Origin of the sequence: Kitasatospora sp. HPM-01-4 (assembly GCF_051374625.1) — a bacterium.
GTDB lineage: Bacteria > Actinomycetota > Actinomycetes > Streptomycetales > Streptomycetaceae > Kitasatospora.
Genome location: NZ_JBPQGP010000005.1, coordinates 6817641 through 6835746 on the forward strand (window position 1 = coordinate 6817641; position 18106 = coordinate 6835746).

Genomic DNA, 18106 nt, shown 5'->3' on the forward strand with positions numbered 1-18106 from the left:
CGGACGGCTGCCACGCCGCAGACACGCCCGCACGGGTCGAAGATCCTCTCGATGCACCGGTGAACCGGCACCCGAAAAAGCCGTACGGTAGCCCCATGGGCGAGCGAAGCGATCATCCACAGGGGCCGGGCGCGGCGGAGTACTCCGAGGCGCAGGAGATCGAGGCCACCGTGGTTCTCGGTATCCGCATCACCGACTGGCCTGCCCTGCGCGCCGCCGCGCGGGCGGTCGTAGAGGACCTGGTCTTCGATGGCGTCGACCCGGAGGGCCAGCGCGCGGCACTGCTGCGCGAGGTCTCCGAGGACCCCAACGCCGCACTCGGGACGCTGCTCCATCCCGACCGGCTGGTCTCCGCCATCCCCGGAGTCGAGGCGCTGGGCGGCACGCTGGAGATCAGCGTCACCGAGGACTTCGCCCCCGACTTCGCGGAGCTCTTCCCGCTGGAGACGGAGGAGAGCGGCGGCGGTGTCGGCGACTGGACCCTCACCCCGCGCACCGCGTGCCTCCTGCACACCCAGCTGATCACCCTGGCCGACGCCGCCTACGACGACCTGGAGGAGCACGAGGGCGAGCCGGTCACCGAGGAGGAGGAGCACGAGTGGGCCGTCCTGGCCCGCCTCCCGCGCCGGACCTGGAGCATGCACCGCAGCTGGCGCCGCGCGCTGTCCCGCACCTTCGACGACCTCGCCGAGGACCTCGCCCTCGGCGAGTGGCCGCTGCCGCGCTGCCTGGCCGAGGAACTGGCGCTGCGCCTCGCCCTGGTGGACGCCCGCGAGCTGCTCGGCGCGCAGCCGCAGGCCGTCGCCGACATGATGGGCGACCTGCCGGTGGACCTGTACGACTACGACTGGGACGGCTGTGTGGACGAGCTCTTCGGCGTCTACGGCCCCGACGACGGCGACCCGGAACTGGATGCCGCCGACCGTACCGACCGACTCCTCGCCGCCACCCACCCGGAGGGCTGGTTCCTCCCGTACGAGGACGCGGAGGAGCGCGACCCGGCACGCGGCTACCGGCGCTGAAGGGCGTGTCCGACGCTTCGCGTCGCGCGCCCGGCGGGAATCGTCGGACACGCCCCGGACCGGCGGGCTGCCGCTGACGGTCCGGCAGGGTGCAGGGGGCCCCGCGGGGCGGTACGGGGCCCCGGCGGGAGAGCGGCGGCGGCCTGGCATCCTGGTCAGGTGACCTCAGTCAACGATGCCGAGACCCCGGACCCCGACCGCCCGCACGACTCCGACCACCCGCGTAACTCCGATCACCCGGACGACGCCGGCCGCGCCGCGACCGCTGAGCCTGCGGAGACCGCCGAGCCTGCGGAGACCGCCGAGCCTGCGGAGACCGCCGAGCCTGCGGAGACCGCGGCCGACCCCCGCGACGACCGCACGCAGTACGTGCTCCCGCTGGTGGTCCGGCTGGAGCGGGCCACGCCTCCGGGAAGGACCGACGCGCTGGAGACCTCGGCGCGCGCGGTGCTGACGCTGCTCGCCGACGAGCGGGTCACCGCCGCCGAGGGGGAGTGGGCCGAGCGGGTCGCGGCCTGGGAGGACGCCCGGATCCGCAAGGTGGTCCGGCGGGCCAGGGGCGGGGAGTGGCGCAAGGCGGCCGAGCTGCCGGGCATCACGGTGACCGGCGAGAGCGCGGAGGTACGGGTCTTCCCGCCGGTCCCGCTGGACGGCTGGCCGAAGGAGCTGGCCAAGCTCCAGGTCTCCGGCACCGACCTCGACGACGTCGAGCCGCCCGCCGAACCGGCCCCGGGGATACCGGTGCTGTGGCTCAACCCCGAGCTGGAGATGAGCGCGGGCAAGACCATGGCGCAGACCGGGCACGCCGCCCAGCTGGCCTGGTGGCGGCTGGACGAGGCCCAGCGCAAGGAGTGGGCCGGCGCCGGGTTCCCGCTCGCCGTCCGCACCGCCGACCCCGCCGCCTGGAGCCGGCTCACCAGCGGCGACCTGCCCGTGGTGCGGGACGCCGGCTTCACGGAGATCGCCCCCGGCAGCTGTACCGTGGTCGCCGACCACCCGGCGCTGCGGGCGGACTGACGCGACGTCAAATAAAAGGAAGCCAGGACGCGCCCGGCCCGCGTCGTGTCCGCAGCGACTGTGAATCGCACCCGTGGGTGAACGGCCCGCACTGGCGAAGCAGAGCGTGGCGACTGGCGGCAGGCCCTCTGTCTGGCAGGCCGGGCGTTCGCCCCTGACTCGTCCGCAGCTCGAACGGAGACTCGCGCCGGGCTCCGCACCTTCACCGCACGGCCAAGTGACGATCAAGAAACTGGCGACACCTCAGCTCAGTAGGTCGACACCTGGTAATTGGACTACGGCAGTCTGCCCGTCACGCTTTGAGTACGGCGCACGTGGTGGTCCCGTGTGCGTACAGCTTCCCGTCCATTGCCCCGAACACCCGGGCCTCGGCTGTCGCTACCGTCCGCCCCACGTGCAAGGCAGTACCCTCGCACCGCAGCAGCCCCGTGTCGGCGAACACCGGCCGGACTATGTGCACGTTGAGCTGGGTGGTCGTGCACCCGTTACCGGCCGGCAGCCGGCTCAGAACCGCGCTGCCCAGCGCGGAGTCCAGCAATGTGGCGAGGTAGCCGCCGTGCAGGCTGCCCAGCTGGTTGTACAGGTGCTCGCCAGCCTCGCCCTCGAACACCGCCGTGCCCGGACCGACGTCCACCAGCCGGATTCCCAGGGTGCTTCCGATCGGCGGGGCCGGGATGCGGCCCTCGACGATCGCGCGCAGCACCTCCTCGCCGGACAGGTGCGTGAGGGTGGTAGTCGGCTCCGCGGGCTGCCAGCAGTGGGTGCGGGTGCGCAGGGTCTGAGAAAGATCGTACGTGGTCATGCGCCCCACGCTGCCCGCCGCCTTGCCGCCACTCAAGTACGGAATCCGTACCTCAACCGCGCCGCGAGCCCGGTTACCCTGGCGGTCATGGACGACGACCAGCCCGGCGGGTACGGGCAGTTCTGCGCGGTCGCGCGCGCCCTCGAAGTGCTCGGCGAGCGATGGACCCTGCTCGTCGTCCGGGAGATGCTGCTCGGATCGACCCGCTTCTCGGAGATACGAGAGGGGCTGCCGAGGATCTCCCGCACGATGCTCTCCGCCCGTCTTAAGACCCTCGAACGGGCCGGTGTCGTCGATCACCTGCCAGATGGCGCCTACCGGCTTACCGAGGCCGGGCGGGCACTGCATGGCGTCATCGCCGAGCTCGGCGCTTGGGCGACCCCTTGGGACCGCCGCGGCCTGCGACCCGGGCACTTCGACCCGCAGGTCCTCACCTGTGATATTCGCCGCCGTGTCCACCGCGACCGGCTCCCGGACGGCCTCACCGTGGTCGAGTTGTACTTCCCCGGCACCCGGCCGGACCGCTTCTTCCTTCACATCACCCCCGCCGACCTCACCCTCTGCACCGAGGACTTCGGCCGCCCCGTCGACCTCCGCATCCAGGCGGACCTCCCGGCCCTCACCCACTGGTGGACGGGCGACCACACCTGGGACGACCTCCTGCGCACCGGCGCCGCCCGCCTCGAAGGCCCCACCACCCTTCGCCGTGCCTTCCCCACCTGGTTTCGCGGCTACATCTTCACCGCTCCACCGGCCACGACCAGCAGCCTCTCCGCAACCTCGTCCTGAGACGGACATCACGTCACGAACGGCCTCTCAGGAAGTGACATGCCCGGCCCTGGGACGCGGCAGACGGCTTCCGGAGGGGGTGGCTGTGCCCCGGGGCGCATTCGAGGGCGACCCTGACCGGCTCGTCACAGGGGAGCTCATCGTCGAGGGTCGGTGCCGGATGTCGGCGTTGGCTCCCGCCTGAAACCGCCTCCTCCTCGGCTCGCATGTCCCAGTGTCCCGGTGCCCCGGTATCCGAGCGAAGGGTGGATTTCAGCGGTTCTCGCCCTGATCGGCCGGGTGCGAGTCGGTCCGTGGGTCCGCGCCGTCGGTGGTGCGGGCCCACGCGCTCCGGCGGCGGGTCTCGTCCTCCTGGGCGAGGCGTCGTAGGACCGCCAGGACCGGTTCAAGGAGCAGGACCACGATCGCGGCGTGCTCGGCGAGCCGGAGGCGGTCTTCGATGTCTTCGAGCCGGTCGAGGTCGAGCCTGGCGGCGGCAGCAGCCGCTTCGGCGTAGGGCCGCAGGTCCTCGGTGCTGTACTCCATGCCGAGGCGGCTGAGGTCCATCAGGCTCGCGGCGAGTGCGCGCCGGTGCGGCGACTCCGGGGAGACCTCCCATCCCATCGCGGCCAGCAGCTCATCGACCCGCGGCGCCTGCTCGTCCACGGCGTCCGCCTCTGCGGCGTCCACGGGGGTGGGCAGCGCGTAGTGGACGACGCCGAGCGTGGCGAGCGGATCGAGCGGTTGGTCGATCGCCGCGAGGACGTCGCGGGTGGCGGCGATGGACAGGCCGCCGCGGGAGGTCAGGGCGCGGATCAGCCTCAGGCGCTGGACGTGCTCGTCGCCGTACAGGGCCAGCGTGGCCCCGAGGGAGCGGCCGGGCGGCAGCAGGCCCTCCCGCAGGTAGTACTTGATCGTCCCGACCGGTGTCCCGGACAGGCGGCTCAGGTCGGAAATCCTCATACGCTCACTCGCTCGCTCGCTCGGTCCTGTGTGTGACCAGTCTCCCAGATCCCCAGGTGGACGACACTGTTCGATAGTGCAACTATCGTCGTAGAAAGTGAAAGTTTCCAAAAGGCTGCCGACCAGCCGGAACACCGGAAACCACCGTCCTCCGCACCCCCGGCACAGCTGCGGGCGCGACACCGAAACTGGAGCACCATGTCTGAGCCGACCCACGCACGCAGGGCGAGCGCGCGCGAACTGCTGCGCCGCCGAAGCCTGTGGCTGCCCTCGGCGTTGATCCTCGGCCTGCTGTCGTTCGTCCTGTCGCTGCTCTACCTGGGCGCCAACAACGACCCGGTCGGCTCGATGAAGGACCTGCCGATCGCCCTGGTCAACGCCGACCGGGGCGCCCAGGTCGCCGGCAAGCGGATCGACCTGGGCGCGCAGATCACCGCGCAGATCACCAATGCCCCCGACCTGAAGGGCAAGGCCTCCTGGAAGCAGGTCGACCGCACCACCGCCGATGACCTCCTGGCCAAGGACAAGGTGTTCGGGGCGCTCGTCATCCCGGAGAACTTCTCCGCCTCCGTGGCAGCCCTCGCCGGCCCGTTCCAGCACGATCCCCACCCTCCGACCATGACGGTGCTGACCAACCCCGCCGCCGGAAGCTTCGGCTCCTCCATGGCCGCCGAGATCAACCGCAAGGTCGTCCAGACCACCTCCACCCAGGTGGGCCAGCAGCTCACCCAGCAGCTCACCCGGCAAGTCGCAAAGCAGGCGGCATCCGGCACCGCCGAACGGCCCGCCGCGCCGGGCGCGGCGGCGCAGCTGATGCTCGCCGACCCGGTCAAGGCCGTGGCCGAGGAGGGTCACCCGCTCGGCGACCACAGCGGCCTCGGGCTGAGCGCGTTCTTCTACACGCTCGTCCTCGTCCTCGGCGGCATGCTCGGCGCCAACGTGATCCACTCCCAGCTGGACGCGGCGCTCGGCTGGATCGCCAGCGACAAGGGCCCGTTCCGCTCCCTCAAGCCCGCCCAGCACATCAGCCGGGTACGCCACTTCGTGGTCGGCTCGGTGCTCATGGTCGTCCTGTCGATGCTGACCTCCGCGCTCGCCATGGCCGCGGCCGTGGGCGTCATCGGTATCGACGCCTCCCACCTGCCACTGCTGTGGTTCTTCGGATCGTGCGCCACGGCGGCGATGGGCATCAGCGCGCTGGCCTTGCTGGCCGCCTTCGGCACGCCGGGCCCGATCGTGTCCATGCTCGTGCTGGTCGGCCTGGCCATCCCGTCCGCCGGCGCCACCATCCCACTGCAGGCGCTGCCCGGCTTCTACCGGTTCCTGGCCGACTTCGAGCCCTTCCGCCAGGTGGTCGACGGCGTCCGGTCCATCCTCTACTTCGGCGCGCAGGCCGATGCCGGGCTCGGCCGCGCCTGGACCATGACCGGGATCGGCTTCGCCCTCTCGCTGGCCCTCGGCCTCGCCGTCACCTGCCTCTACGACCGTAAGGGCCTGCACCGGTCCGCATCCCGCACGCCGGCACCGCAGCCCGCTGCGATCGGCTGACCTCCCCGCGAACGGTCCGACGCCGGCCCCGCGCCGGCGTCGGACCGCAGCGCACCGCACAGGCGCCCATCCGGCATGCCCGGCGGCCGACGCCTCCGCGCCCCTGTCCCGACCCACCGAACAACGACGAACCCTCCGGCGCCCTCACCCAGAAGGCCCCCGTGAGACCCGAACAGGAGGGGCCTGCCATGCCCTGGAGCACATCCGAAGGAGCGCCCACCCCATTCGGCCGCGCCGCCCGTAGCACGCCGCAAGCCCCCGCTGGGACGCCCCATCCAGGGGTTCCGCACTCGGTTGTCGCGTCCCCGCGTCTGCTCGGCCGCCTCTACCGCGTCGTCGCCCTTTGGAAGGCGCAACTGGAGCCCGTCCTCAAGGACCACGGGATCACCGCCGCCAACTTCCACGTGCTCGCCACCCTGCGTCGGGCCGGACCCTCCCACCGGCTCACCACCAGCCAGATGGCCGCGATCGACCAGGTCACCTGCTCCGGCATGACCGTGCGCGCCGACAGCCTGGAGAGGAAAGGGCTGATCATCCGGGAGCGTGACGAACACGACCGCCGCATCATCCACCTCAGGCTCACCCAACGCGGCCTCGACCTCGTCGACCTGGTCCTCACCCACCACCGCGCCCTGGAAGAGCAGTTGATGGCAGACCTCGACGACAGCGAACACCACGCCATCACTGCACTGCTCGACCGGCTGGAACGCTCCCTGCGGCACTACGCCGAGGAACCTGTGCCCGGCAAGCCGAACTGACCGCCTGCCGGTATCGACTGGTGCATGCCCGTTCAGGCGTCCGACTACGTCGTCACCATGGGCTGCGGCGAAGCTTGCACCTTCTTCCCCGGCAGGAAATACCTCGACTGGAAGCTCGGTGACCTCGCCGGCCAGGGTGTTGAGGCCGTCCGCCCGATCCGCGACTGCCTGGCGGCTGCGCGGCCTCACGGGCGCGCTGGTCGGCGGGGTGTGCTTCATCGTCCCGGGGCTGGTGCTCATCCTGGCGCTGGCCGCGCTGTTCCTGTCCGCAGGGACGCCGCTGTGGGTGCGCGGCGCCGCCGCGGGCGCCGGAGCGGCGGTCGCGGCCGTGGCGGTGCACGCGGCCTGGGGCCTGGTCCCAGGGAGCTGGAAGCGCGTCGGGGCCTGTCCTTCATCTTGCGCGACCGCACCAGCGACCCCGAAGTGCGCCTGATGGCCTTCGACGTGATCAACACCCAGGTCAACCAGCGCGGCATGCTGATGGGCTGGCTCGACCGGTGGCACCTGACCCAGTCCTGCAGGTCGCCGAGATCGACAGGATGACCCGCATGCTCGGGGAACGTGGTGCCCAGCCCCGCACCTGAGCGACTTTCTGACACTCCGCCAGTTGGAGCCAATGAACTTACACGACCAGACCGTCCTGACCTGGGATGTTTCCAAGGAGCACTGGCATGGGCACGTACGATGAGCGGCTGGGCAGGAGGACCAGCTGGCCGCCTCGCCCGAGTGGGCACCCGAGCGGTACGCCGGCATCGGCTCCTCTTCAAGGCCGCCGAAATGGCCCAGGTGGTTGAATGCGATCCGCGGTGCCGCGAGGCCCTCCAGCGCCGGGCATGTGCTGGGGTTCGTGTACCTGGGCAGGCCGTAACCGATATCGCCCCCGGCGGCTGTACCGTGGTCGCCGACCACCCGGCGCTGCGGGCTGGCTGACGCGACGTCAAATATTTCGCCGATGCGTGCAACCGGCGCTCGTCCGTGCTCGTATCTCTTCTCTAGCAGATGGCTGTCCACAACCACCCAGGAGACTGAGACATGCGACGTTGGATCACGGTGCCGGCAGTGCTCGCCCTCGCGGCGGCAGGGACCGCGGTAGTGCCGGCCACGGCCTCGGCGGCCACCCGGCCGGCGGCGGCCAGCCAGTGCGCGACCGACTGGGGCAGCCTGCCGAAGAGCGACCGGACCTTCACCTCCAACCAGTTGGTGAACGTCCGGACCGGGCAGAACCCCTGCTACGACCGGATGGTCCTCGACGTGCCGGGGGTGTCCGACGCCAACCGGATCGGCTACCAGGTCCGGTACGTCGACGAGTTGCTCCAGCAGGCCTCCGGTACGCCGATACCGGTCAGCGGAGGGGCCGTCCTGGAGATCGTCGTCACGGCGTCCACCATGGACTTCGGTGCCGGTAAGCCGAGTTACCCGGGCCAGGCCGGGCAGCCCCTGCCCGGGGTCGACCTCACGGGCTACCGCACCTTCACGGACGCCCGGTTCGCCGGCAGCCACGAGGGCTACACCCAGCTGGGGCTCGGGGTGCGGGCCCGCCTCCCGTTCCGGGTCTTCCAGTTGGACAACCGGGTGGTCGTGGACGTCGCGCACGACTGGGGCACCGCCGGCTGACGGGCCGCCCGTGCGGCGCGCCCCAGCGGCGCGGTACGGCAGACGGATCGTCAGGACGCCCGTCCGTCCTGACGATCCGGTGCCGGAACACGGCGGCGCGGCAGGCGCGTTCGAACCGGCCCGGTCAGACGTCCTGGCGGCGCAGTGACCGCCAGCCGCCGTAGGCCGCGGCCGCGGACCAGGCGGCCATCAGGGCGAGGCCGGTCCAGTGGCCGTAGTGGATGTGCGGGTCGTCCAGGTTGCGCAGGGCGTACGTACCGGCGCGGTCGGGGAGGAACTGGACCAGTTCGCGGACCACGGGCACGCCGCTGAGCAGCGGGGAGCCCAGGAAGACGGCCGGTGTGAGCAAGCCCATCGCGGCGGTGAGGTTGCGCAGCACGGTGGTCAGGCCGAGGCAGAGCACCACCAGCAGCGGCGGGTAGAGCACGCCCGCCACCGCGCTGCGCGCGAGCCCCGGGGTGTCCCGGTCCAGCCCGATGGTGCTCTGGTAGGAGAGGAAGGCGCCCGCCGTGCCGAGTACCCCGACGGCCAGCCCGACCAGGGCACCCAGGCCCAGCTTGGCCCCGTACAGCAGGCCGCGCCGGGGCACGGCGGTGAGCGAGCCGCGGATCGTGCCACTGTGGTACTCCTGGCCGATCAGCAGGATGCCGAAGCAGACCAGCGCCACCTGCCCGAAGTTGAGGCCGTAGAAGACGCCCACGCTCGGGTCGCGGACGAAGTTGGGCTCGGCCCTGCCCAGGGCCGCGGTGGTGCCGTAGGTCACGCCGACGGTGAGCAGGACCGAGAGCAGCGGGGTGGCCCACTGGGAGCGCAGCGTGGTGAGCTTGCTCAACTCGGCCCGCAGCGCGAGGGATACGGGCGAGCGGTGCACGGTGGCCGGGAGAACGGTGGCCGGGAGGACGGTGCTCATGCCGCCACCGCCCGGTACTCGACGGAGTCCGACGTCATCCGCATGAAGGCCTCCTCCAACGAGTCCTGTCGTAGGGCCAGTTCGTAGAGCGCCACCCCGTGCGCGGCGGCCAGTGCGCCGAGTTGCTCGGGACCGGTGCCGGTGACCTCCCAGGCACCGTCGGCGGTGCGTTCGGCGTCCAGGCCGGAGTCGTGGATCAGGGCGTCCAGTTTCGCCGGGTCCACCGCGCGGATCCGCACCCGGGTGCGGCCGTGCCGGTCGAGGAAGGCGTCGGTGCTCTCGTCGGCGAGCAGCCGGCCGCGGCCGATCACCACCAGGTGGTCCGCCGTCAGTGCCATCTCGGCCATCAGGTGCGAGGAGACCAGCACGGCACGGCCCTCCCCGGCGAGCGAGCGGAGCAGGTCGCGGATCCAGCGGATGCCTTCGGGGTCCAGCCCGTTGACCGGCTCGTCCAGCAGCAGGATGCCCGGGTCGCCGAGCAGGGCGGCGGCCACGCCGAGCCGCTGGCGCATGCCGAGCGAGTAGCCCTTGACCCGCTTCCGGGCGGCCTCGGCGAGGCCGACCCGGGCGAGCACCTCGTCGACCCGGCGGTCGCCGATTCCGTTGCTGTGGGCGAGCCAGCGCAGGTGGCCCCGGGCGGTCCGCCCGCCGTGTACGGCCTGGGCGTCGAGCAGTGCGCCGACCTGGAACAGCGGCAGCGTCAACTCCCCGTACGGACGGCCGTTGACCAGGGCCCGGCCCGAGGTGGGACGGTCGAGGCCGAGGATCATGCGCATGGTGGTGGACTTGCCGGCGCCGTTCGGCCCGAGGAACCCCGTGACCCGGCCGGGCTCCACCCGGAAGCTGAGCTCGCTGACGGCTGCGGTTTCGCCGTAGGACTTGCTGAGCGCCTGTACGTCGATCACGGCGGCCTCCCCTGGATCTGAGTTCCCGATCTGCCCGGCGGGCCCGGTCGGTGTGCCCGGCGGGCCCGGTGATCCGAGTCAACAGGCCCGGGCGGCCCGGCACCTCCCGCGCGGGAGTGGACCGGCCTCCCTCCAGGGAGGGAGGCGGTCACCCGCGCCGGACTGGCACGATGACGGAGTGTCGAAGATCTTCTCGCCCCTGTTCCAGGCCGCGACCTACACCAGGTGGCTGCACCTGCTGCTCGGCGTGGTGTTCGCCGGGGTGATGGTGATGATCTACCCCGGAACCGTGGGAGTCTCCACGGCCCGGATGCTGACGGCCGGTTCGGTGGTGGACTCCGTGCTGCTCGGTGCCGTGGCGCTGGTACCCGCGATGCGGCACGTCGAGGGCCTGCAGGCGCGGATCCTGCTGATGCCGCAGCGGGAGGAGGACATCGGTGTGGCCTACTCCCGCAGCTGGGCGGACCGGCGGCGGACGGCGCTCTGGCTGATCGCCCGCGTCGCGCTCGGCACCGCAACCGGGGTGCTGACGGTGCGGACGCTGCTCCTGCTCGGCGGCGGACGCGGGTTCGGCTTCCGGCCTCCGGGCGGTCCGCTCTGGCGGGTGGTCCTCGCGCTGCCGGTGCTGTTCGCGCTGCTCTGGGCGGTGGTGCTGCTCGGACGGCTGCAACTCGCCCTCGCCGTGGCACTGCTCGGCCCCTCACCCGCGGAGCGGCTGGCCGAGGCGGAGCTGCGGGCGGAACAGCTGCTGGAGCGCAACCGGCTGGCCCGCGAGCTGCACGACTCGATCGGCCATGCGCTGACCGTGACGATCCTCCAGGCGGGCGCCGCCCGCGAGGTGGCCGATCCGGCCTTCCTGGACAAGGCGCTCGCGGTGATCGAGGAGACCGGGCGGCGTGCCATGGAGGACCTGGAACGGACTCTGGTCGTGCTGCGCGAGGCTCCCGAACCCGGCGCGAGCGCCGCCGAACGCCCTGGACTCGACCAGGCACCAGGCCTGTTCGACACCGCCCGGGCGGCCGGCAGCCCGGTCGAGGCGGCCATCGAGGTCCAGGCCCGGCAGCTGCCCGGCGTGCTCTCCCGGGAGGCGTACCGGATCGTCCAGGAGGGCGTCACCAACGCGCTGAAGCACGCACCCGGCGCGCCGATCACCGTCCGGGCCGAGCTGGCGGACGGCATGCTCGCGCTGCACTGTGCCAACTCCCTTGCCGCGGGCGGCCGACGCGGTGGCGGGAAGGGCCTGCGCGGGGTCCGGGAGCGGGCCGCCCTGCTGGGCGGCGAGGCGGTGGCCGGTCTCGAGGGTTCCGAGTGGGTGCTGCGGGTCCGGCTGCCCCTACGCTTGGGCCTGTGATGATCAGGATTCTGCTGGTGGACGACGAGGAACTGGTCCGGGCAGGTCTGCGCGCCGTGCTGGACGCCCAGGACGGGCTGACGGTGGTCGGCGAGGCGGAGGACGGGGCCCAGGCGCTGGCGCTGGTCCGCTCGCTGCGGCCGGACGTGGTGCTGATGGACGTCCGGATGCCCGAGGTGGACGGCCTCACCGCGACCAGGGCGATCCTCAGGTCCGCCGAGCAGTCCGGTGGTGCGGCGCCGAAGATCCTGGTCGTGACGACCTTCGAGAACGACGACTACGTCTACGAGTCGCTGCGCGCCGGCGCGGACGGCTTCCTGCTCAAGCGGACCCGCCCGGCCGAGATCGCACAGGCGGTACGGCTGGTCGCGGCGGGGGAGTCGCTGCTGTTCCCCGCCGCGATCCGGCGGCTGGCCGCCGGGCACGGCAACCGGGAGGCCCGGGAGGCCGTGGTGCGGGCGGCGCTCACCGAACGGGAGGCCGAGGTGCTGCGGCTGATGGCCCGTGGGCTCTCCAACCGGGAGATCGCCGAGCAGCTCTTCCTGGGGCTGCAGACGGTCAAGACGCATGTCAGCAGCGTGCTCGGCAAGTTGGGGGCGCGGGACCGTACCCAGGCGGTGATCGCGGCGTACGAGTCGGGGTTCGTGCCGGCGGGGTAGGGCCGTGCCGTGCGGCGGGACCGCCGGGGGCGGTACGGGTTCGGGTACCGCCGCGAAGACGCCCGGCCGGCCGCGCCGTTCCCCGTGTCCCTGGCCCGGCCCTTCAGGCCGGGTAGGCGTGGGTCTGGGCGGCCTTGACGGCGGCCCAGACCCGGGTGCCCGGGGCCAGGTCGAGTTCGGTGGCGGCGGCCGGGGTGAGGTCGGCGGTGAGCGGGAGTTCACCGGTGAGGTCGACCCGGACCTGGTCGCCGTGCAGGTCGAGGCCGGCCACCTCCAGCTGCCAGACGTTCCGGGCACTGGACTGCGGGCGGGTGCGGTGCAGGGTGACGGCCGTGGGCGGGAAGGCGACGAACGCCGGTCCGGTCAACTCCTCGGTGGTGGCCAGCTTCTCGCCGCCGGGGAGGGTGACGGTGTGCCCGTCGGCCGTGCCCTGGTAGAGGTTGAGGCCGACCAGGCGGGCGATGTAGTCGGTGCGCGGATGGCGGGCGATCTCGGACGGCGTCCCGGTCTGCACCACTCGGCCGCCCTCGATCACCACCAGCCGGTCGGCCAGCACCATCGCGTCCAGCGGATCGTGGGTGACCAGCACCGCGACCGCCTCGAACTCGGCGAGGTGGCGGCGCAGTTCGGCCCGTACCTCCAGCCGGGTGCGGGCGTCCAGTGCGGCGAGCGGTTCGTCCAGCAGCAGCAGTCGGGGCCGGACGGCCAGGGCGCGGGCGAGTGCGACCCGCTGGGCCTGGCCGCCGGAGAGTGCCCGGGGCCTGCTGTCGCCGTGCTCCGCCAGGCCCAGCCGCTCCAGCCAGGGCCTGGCCTGGGCACGGGAGGTCTTCCGGTCGGCGCCCCGGCAGCGCAGGCCGAAGGCGATGTTGTCCAGGGCGCTCAGGTGCGGGAAGAGCAGGTAGTCCTGGAAGACCACGCCGACCGGGCGGGACTCGGCCGGGGTGTGCAGGCCGGTGGCCGGGTCCTCCAGGACGGAGCCGTCGAGCCGCAGATGGCCCTCGGTGAGGGGGAGCAGCCCGGCGAGGGCGCGCAGGGCGGTGGACTTGCCCGCGCCGTTGGGTCCGAGCAGGGCGAGGACCTCGCCCGGGGCCGCGGTCAGCGGCATGTCCAGGCGGAAGGTGCCGCGGTCGATCCGAAGGTGGGCGTCGAGGGCGGGGGAGGGGGTCATGGGCTTGCTCTCTCGCGGGGGTGCGGGTTCTCGGCCAGGGGCTGCCAGAGGCTAGGGCGAGGACATCCAGCGGTCGCGGAGCCCCGCGAGGACGGTGATCGACACGGCGAGCAGGACCAGGCTGAGGGCGATGGCGGCTTCCGGGTCGGACTCCATGGCCAGGTAGACCGCGAGCGGCATGGTCTGGGTCTGGCCCGGGAAGTTGCCCGCGAAGGTGATGGTGGCGCCGAACTCACCCAGGGCCCGGGCCCAGGCGAGCACCGCGCCCGCCGCGATCCCGGGTGCGATCAGCGGCAGGGTGACCCGGCGGAAGGCGGTGAGCCGGGAGGCGCCCAGGGTGGCGGCGGCCTCCTCGTAGCGGGGGTCCGCGGCACGCAGTGCGCCCTCGACGCTGATCACCAGGAAGGGCATCGCGACGAAGGCCTCCGCCAGCACCACGCCCGAGGTGTGGAACGGCAGGGTGATCCCGAAGGCCGCGTCGAGCCAGCGGCCGACGATGCCGTTGCGTCCGAGGACCAGCAGCAGGGCGACACCGCCGACCACCGGCGGCAGTACCAGTGGCAGGGTGACCAGCGCCCGGACGAACCGCCGGCCGGGGAAGTCGGTACGGGCCAGCAGCCAGGCCAGCGGTACACCGACCAGCAGGGACAGGGCGGTCGCCGCGGTGGCGCAGATCAGCGAGAGCCGCAGCGCCTCCCAGACCTCGGTGCTGGAGAGCTGGCTCGGCAGCGAGCTCCACGGCGCGCGGACGAGCAGCCCGGCCAGCGGCAGCACCAGGAAGGCGAGCCCGAGCAGCGCGGGCAGCAGCAGGGCGTACGGGACACGTGCGGAGTGCCGCCGCGCCCGGGTCCGTGCGGCGCCGGCCGCGCCGGGCCCGGAGGCGGTGGGCGGGGTGGTGCTCACGGCGCCTGGAAGCCCGCCGCGGTGAGCACCTGCTTGGCCTCGGCGGACTGGACGTAGGCGACGAAGGCGGCCGCGCCGCCGGCGTTGGGGGCCTTGGCGAGGGCGGCGATCGGGTAGTCGTTCACGGCCTTGGCGGCCTCGGGGAAGTCCACCCCGTCGATCTTTCCGGCGTCGGCCCGGACATCGGTGCGGTAGACCAGCGAGGCGTCCACCTCGCCGAGCTCGACCTTGGTGAGCGCGGCCTTGACGTCCTGCTCGAGGGTGACCGGGGTGAGGTCGACGCCGCCCGCCTTGAGCGCGGTCAGGGCCGCCGAGCCGCACGGCACCTGCTTGGCGCACAGCGCGACCTTCATGCCGGAGCCGGCCAGGTCCTTGAGCGAGGAGATGTGCTTGGGGTTGCCCTTGGGGACGGCGATCTCCAGGGTGTTCCGGACGAAGACCGCGGGATCGCCGGCGGCGTCCTTGGCGTCGGTGACGGTCTTCATGGTCGCCGGGCTGGCGGCGGCGAAGACGTCGGCCGGGGCGCCGGAGACGATCGACTGGGCGAGGGCCGAGCTGCCGCCGAAGTTGAACTTGACCGTGGTGCCCGGGTGCGCGGCCTCGAACTTCTTGCCGAGGTCGGTGAAGGTCCCCTGCAGCGAGGCGGCGGCGAAGACCGTGACCGTCCCGGAGACCTTGGCACCCGAGGAGGGGGCGGAGGACGAGGAGTCCTTGCCGGACGTGCTGCCGGAGGTGCCGCTGCCGCAGGCGCTGAGTCCGGCGGCGAGGGCGAGGGCGGCGACGGCGGAGATCGCGGTGCGGCGCATGGTGGTCATTCGGTGGTCCCCTCTGCCATGCCGCGGCCGGCACGGAAGCTCATACGGTGAGGCGATCATAGTGCCGCAGTTGCGGCCCCAGAAAGCTCTGTTTCATGGCACAGGCCAAGCCCAACCCTCGGTAATCCCCGCAGGTGCGAAGGATCAAACCGGACAGGCGTGAAAACCCTTGGCGCCCGAGGCCGGCCGCCCGCCAGAGTGGTCCCGGTCCGATTCGCGGACATTCCGATAAGGCCGCCCTGTCGCCGGGCGGTCCAAGCCGCACGAGCTGTTTTCCGAGCCGCCACAGAACCGGGAGGACGAAACCGCCATGTCCACACTGCGGGTCACCGCCGAGCGCCTGACCATCCTGGAGCACCCGAACGCGGACGCCCTGGAGCTGGCGCAGATCGGCCTCTACCGGGCGGTGGTGCCCAAGGGGGCTTACCGGACCGGGGACTTCGCCTGCTACATCCCGGAACAGGCGGTGCTGCCGCCGGTGTTGATCGAGGAGCTCGGGCTCACCGGGCGGCTGGCCGGCGGCAAGGCCGACCGGGTCAAGGCGGTGCGGCTGCGCGGCGAACTGTCGCAGGGCATCGTCTGCCGCCCCCGTGCCCTGGCCGGGGTCGATCTGGCGCAGGCGGCCGAGCAGGGGACGGACTTCGCGGAACTGCTCGGCATCACCAAGTGGGCGCCGCCGGTGCCGACCATGATGAACGGCGAGGTCGAGTCGGCGCCCGACCTGCTGCCCTGGGTCGACATCGAGAACCTCAAGCGCTTCCCCGGGGTGTTCGAGCCGGGTGAGCCGGTGGTGGTCACCGAGAAGCTGCACGGCAGTTGCTGCCTGCTCACCTTCCACGCCGGCACCGGCGGTGTACAGGTCTCCTCCAAGGGGATCGGGGCGCAGGGGCTCGCGCTGAAGGAGGACGGGCGCAACCTGTACTGGCGCGCGGTCCGGGCCCACGGCGTGGCGGAGTCGGCCGCCCGGCTGGCCGAGCGGCTGGGGGCGAGCCGGGTCGGGATCTTCGGTGAGGTCTTCGGCGAGGGTGTGCAGGACCTCGGTTACGGGGCGTCCGGCCGCAGCGAACAGCCGCCCGGGTACGCGGTCTTCGACGTCTCGGCGGAGATCGACGGTCAGCGGCACTGGCTGGACGCGACCCGACTGCTCGCGGGAGAACTGCCGTTGGTGCCCGAGCTGTGGCGCGGTCCGTTCGACGCACAGCGGGTCCTGGAGCTGGCCGAGGGGCGGGAGACGGTCTCCGGGCGGCAACTGCACACCAGGGAGGGCGTGGTGGTCCGGCCGGTGGTCGAGCGGTACAGCCCGGTCCTGGGCGGCCGGGCGATCGTCAAGGCGGTCGGCGGCGGCTATCTGACGCGCAAGGGCGGCACCGAGTACGAGTGATCGCGGGCCGGTGGGACGGGGCGCGACTGTGATCGAAGTCGCGCCCCCGCGATCCCCCTGAGCCCCTTATCTCCTGACGCCTGCTCAGTTAGCTTGGGCGGACGCCGACACCCGCCTCGCCAGGAGAGCCCTCATGCCCGCGACACGAACACCAGGACCGGCCGGACTTCCGCTGATCGGTTCAATGCTCGACCTGAACCGTGACACCCTGCAGGTCTATCTGGACGCCCGCCGCAACCACGGCGACGTGGTGCGGATCAGCGCCGGTCCGCCCGGGCTGCGGGCGGAGTTCTACCTGGTGTCCTCGCCGGAGGGCGCCCAGCAGGTACTGGCCACCCAGGCGGCGAACTTCCGCAAGGAGAACGCCATCTACCAGGAGATCAGGGAGAGCTTCGGCAACGGCCTGCTCACCTCGCAGGACGAGGACTACCGGCGCCAGCGCCGGCTGGTGCAGCCGCTGTTCACCCCGCGCCGGGTGAACGGCTACGCGGACGCGATGGGAATCGAGTCCGAGGCCCTGGTCGAGCGCTGGACGGAGCTGGCGGGCGGACCGGCCGGCGGGGTGGTGGACGCGGCCGAGGAGATGTCGCGCTTCGCACTGCGCACCGTGGCCAGGATCCTGTTCGGCGCCGACGTGGAGGACGCGACCAAGGTGGTGCGCAGGCACTTCCCCGTGCTGGGCCACTACGTCGTCGCGCGCGGCTTCTCACCGGTCCGGCTCCCGCGCCGGTGGCCGACTCCGGGCAACCGGGCGGCGGCGGCTGCCGAGCGGGAGCTCTACCGGGTCTGCGACGAGATCATCGCGCGGCGGCAGGCCCAGGACGGCGGGCAGGAGGCGGACGACCTGCTCGGACTGCTCGCCGCCGCCCGCGACGAGGACGGCGGCCGGCTCGACCCGGCCGAACTGCGCGAACAGGTCCTGATCTTCCTGCTGGCCGGGCACGAGACCACGTCCACCTCGCTCACCTTCGCGCTGCAGCTGCTCGGACTGCACCCCGAGGAGCAGCGGCGGGCCCGGGCCGAGGTGGACGCGCTGCTCGGCGACGGGCGCCGCCCGCAGGCCGACGATCTCGCCGAACTGCCGTACCTGACCCGGGTGCTCAAGGAAGCGATGCGGCTCTACCCGGCGGCCCCCGCGTTCGGGCGCCGCTCGGTGGCCGAGTCCGTGGTGGACGGAGTGGTGATCCCGGCCGGCGCGGACGTACTGGTCTCCCCGTACGCGGCGCACCGCCACCCGCTGCACTGGGAGGATCCGGAGCGCTTCGACCCGGAGCGGTTCACCCCGGAGCGGGAGGCCGCCCGGCACCGCTACGCCTGGTTCCCGTTCGGCGGCGGGCCCCGGGCCTGCATCGGGCAGCACTTCTCGATGCTGGAGTCGGTACTCGGACTGGCGGCCTTCCTGCGGGCGTTCGAGATCGAGACGGTGGACACCGGGGTGCGGCTGGGGCAGGGGGTCACGCTGGAGGTCCGGGGACCGGTGCGGGTGCGGCTGACACCGCGGTGAGCGGCGCCGGGGGCGCGC

18 protein-coding genes and 1 pseudogene are annotated in these 18106 nt (G+C 72.5%); 12 read left to right on the forward strand and 7 right to left on the reverse strand.

The features are described 5' to 3' along the window. The first annotated feature begins 95 nt into the window (after positions 1-95). Both ACSMTC_RS29870 and ACSMTC_RS29875 read left to right on the forward strand, forming a co-directional pair. Complete coding sequence (locus tag ACSMTC_RS29870) at positions 96-1022, forward strand: hypothetical protein (protein WP_436562833.1); 927 nt, start codon at positions 96-98, stop codon at positions 1020-1022. Between the two features lie 159 nt (positions 1023-1181). Beyond that, positions 1182-2039 carry a peptidyl-tRNA hydrolase gene (locus ACSMTC_RS29875; protein ID WP_436562834.1) on the forward strand — a complete coding sequence of 286 codons (858 nt, stop codon included), beginning with the start codon at positions 1182-1184 and terminating at the stop codon, positions 2037-2039. 292 nt (positions 2040-2331) lie between these two features. Here ACSMTC_RS29875 and ACSMTC_RS29880 read toward each other — a convergent pair whose 3' ends face one another. Continuing rightward, on the reverse strand, positions 2332-2841 hold the full coding sequence (locus tag ACSMTC_RS29880) for a PaaI family thioesterase (protein WP_436562835.1): 510 nt from the start codon (positions 2839-2841) through the stop codon (positions 2332-2334). Between the two features lie 87 nt (positions 2842-2928). On the opposite strand from ACSMTC_RS29880, the gene ACSMTC_RS29885 reads away from it, so the two are divergent. Then, positions 2929-3630: a winged helix-turn-helix transcriptional regulator gene (locus ACSMTC_RS29885; RefSeq protein ID WP_436562836.1), complete on the forward strand. Its 702-nt coding sequence runs from the start codon at positions 2929-2931 to the stop codon at positions 3628-3630. Between the two features lie 252 nt (positions 3631-3882). Here the strand turns inward: ACSMTC_RS29885 and ACSMTC_RS29890 are convergent, their stop codons facing one another. Then, a complete protein-coding gene (locus ACSMTC_RS29890) occupies positions 3883-4572 on the reverse strand; it encodes a MerR family transcriptional regulator (RefSeq protein ID WP_436562837.1) in 690 nt (229 codons plus the stop codon). Between the two features lie 198 nt (positions 4573-4770). On the opposite strand from ACSMTC_RS29890, the gene ACSMTC_RS29895 reads away from it, so the two are divergent. The 5 genes and pseudogenes from ACSMTC_RS29895 (at position 4771) to ACSMTC_RS29915 (ending at position 8492) form a co-directional block, all read left to right on the forward strand. Further along, positions 4771-6120 (forward strand): DUF3533 domain-containing protein, encoded by a 1350-nt coding sequence (locus ACSMTC_RS29895; protein ID WP_436562838.1) that lies wholly within the window; start codon positions 4771-4773, stop codon positions 6118-6120. 188 nt (positions 6121-6308) lie between these two features. Continuing rightward, positions 6309-6878, forward strand: coding sequence for a MarR family winged helix-turn-helix transcriptional regulator (locus ACSMTC_RS29900; protein WP_436562839.1), 570 nt, complete (start codon positions 6309-6311; stop codon positions 6876-6878). A 30-nt stretch (positions 6879-6908) separates the two neighbouring features. After that, positions 6909-7043: pseudogene (locus ACSMTC_RS29905) on the forward strand (phosphotyrosine protein phosphatase); the annotation flags it as partial. A 43-nt stretch (positions 7044-7086) separates the two neighbouring features. After that, on the forward strand, positions 7087-7311 hold the full coding sequence (locus tag ACSMTC_RS29910) for a hypothetical protein (protein WP_436564847.1): 225 nt from the start codon (positions 7087-7089) through the stop codon (positions 7309-7311). A 599-nt stretch (positions 7312-7910) separates the two neighbouring features. Beyond that, entirely contained in the window at positions 7911-8492 is a 582-nt protein-coding gene (locus tag ACSMTC_RS29915) for an AMIN-like domain-containing (lipo)protein (protein ID WP_436562840.1), read from the forward strand. Positions 8493-8616: 124 nt separating this feature from the next. Here ACSMTC_RS29915 and ACSMTC_RS29920 read toward each other — a convergent pair whose 3' ends face one another. Then, a complete protein-coding gene (locus ACSMTC_RS29920) occupies positions 8617-9402 on the reverse strand; it encodes an ABC transporter permease (RefSeq protein ID WP_436562841.1) in 786 nt (261 codons plus the stop codon). After that, positions 9399-10307: an ABC transporter ATP-binding protein gene (locus ACSMTC_RS29925; RefSeq protein WP_436562842.1), complete on the reverse strand. Its 909-nt coding sequence runs from the start codon at positions 10305-10307 to the stop codon at positions 9399-9401. Before ACSMTC_RS29925 ends, ACSMTC_RS29920 begins: the two co-directional genes overlap by 4 nt. Before the next feature lie 178 nt (positions 10308-10485). On the opposite strand from ACSMTC_RS29925, the gene ACSMTC_RS29930 reads away from it, so the two are divergent. Both ACSMTC_RS29930 and ACSMTC_RS29935 read left to right on the forward strand, forming a co-directional pair. Further along, entirely contained in the window at positions 10486-11658 is a 1173-nt protein-coding gene (locus ACSMTC_RS29930; RefSeq protein ID WP_436562843.1) for a sensor histidine kinase, read from the forward strand. Then, positions 11658-12317, forward strand: coding sequence for a response regulator (locus ACSMTC_RS29935; RefSeq protein WP_436562844.1), 660 nt, complete (start codon positions 11658-11660; stop codon positions 12315-12317). Before ACSMTC_RS29930 ends, ACSMTC_RS29935 begins: the two co-directional genes overlap by 1 nt. A gap of 103 nt (positions 12318-12420) precedes the next feature. Here the strand turns inward: ACSMTC_RS29935 and ACSMTC_RS29940 are convergent, their stop codons facing one another. The 3 genes from ACSMTC_RS29940 to modA are packed head-to-tail and all read right to left on the reverse strand — an operon-like array spanning position 12421 to position 15203. Continuing rightward, a complete protein-coding gene (locus ACSMTC_RS29940; RefSeq protein ID WP_436562845.1) occupies positions 12421-13485 on the reverse strand; it encodes an ABC transporter ATP-binding protein in 1065 nt (354 codons plus the stop codon). A gap of 51 nt (positions 13486-13536) precedes the next feature. Further along, positions 13537-14388, reverse strand: coding sequence for an ABC transporter permease (locus ACSMTC_RS29945; RefSeq protein ID WP_436562846.1), 852 nt, complete (start codon positions 14386-14388; stop codon positions 13537-13539). Next, positions 14385-15203, reverse strand: a complete 819-nt coding sequence (gene modA / locus ACSMTC_RS29950) for a molybdate ABC transporter substrate-binding protein (protein WP_436562847.1) — start codon at positions 15201-15203, stop codon at positions 14385-14387. Before modA ends, ACSMTC_RS29945 begins: the two co-directional genes overlap by 4 nt. Before the next feature lie 310 nt (positions 15204-15513). On the opposite strand from modA, the gene ACSMTC_RS29955 reads away from it, so the two are divergent. Further along, on the forward strand, positions 15514-16584 hold the full coding sequence (locus ACSMTC_RS29955) for an RNA ligase (ATP) (protein ID WP_436562848.1): 1071 nt from the start codon (positions 15514-15516) through the stop codon (positions 16582-16584). Positions 16585-16717: 133 nt separating this feature from the next. Continuing rightward, positions 16718-18088, forward strand: a complete 1371-nt coding sequence (locus ACSMTC_RS29960) for a cytochrome P450 (protein WP_436562849.1) — start codon at positions 16718-16720, stop codon at positions 18086-18088. The last annotated feature ends 18 nt before the right edge of the window (positions 18089-18106 follow it).